Origin of the sequence: Streptococcus humanilactis, assembly GCF_019448275.1 — a bacterium.
GTDB lineage: Bacteria > Bacillota > Bacilli > Lactobacillales > Streptococcaceae > Streptococcus > Streptococcus humanilactis.
In genome coordinates this window covers 1-206 of the sequence record NZ_JAHXBZ010000066.1, presented here as the reverse complement: position 1 = coordinate 206, position 206 = coordinate 1, and the positions used below count along the sequence as shown (strand labels likewise).

The 206-nt window shown below is 45.1% G+C and carries 1 pseudogene; it reads left to right on the top strand.

Annotated features, from left to right (window positions below):
• A pseudogene (locus KV696_RS09890) lies at window positions 1-206 on the top strand (hypothetical protein); the annotation flags it as partial.

Genomic DNA, 206 nt, shown 5'->3' with positions numbered 1-206 from the left:
CAAGACAAATCCCACTTAACTCCAGAAGAGAAAAAACAAGTGGAAGATAAGGTCAAAGCGAAGAACCCAGGTAAGACTGTCACTGTAGGTGAAGATGGAACCGCAACGGTTACCGATCCAAGCACTAAGATCAGTCATCCAATCGCAGGAAAAGACCTAGTGAACCAAGACTTCACCCCAGTGAAACCAGATGAGAAGGTTGTTGT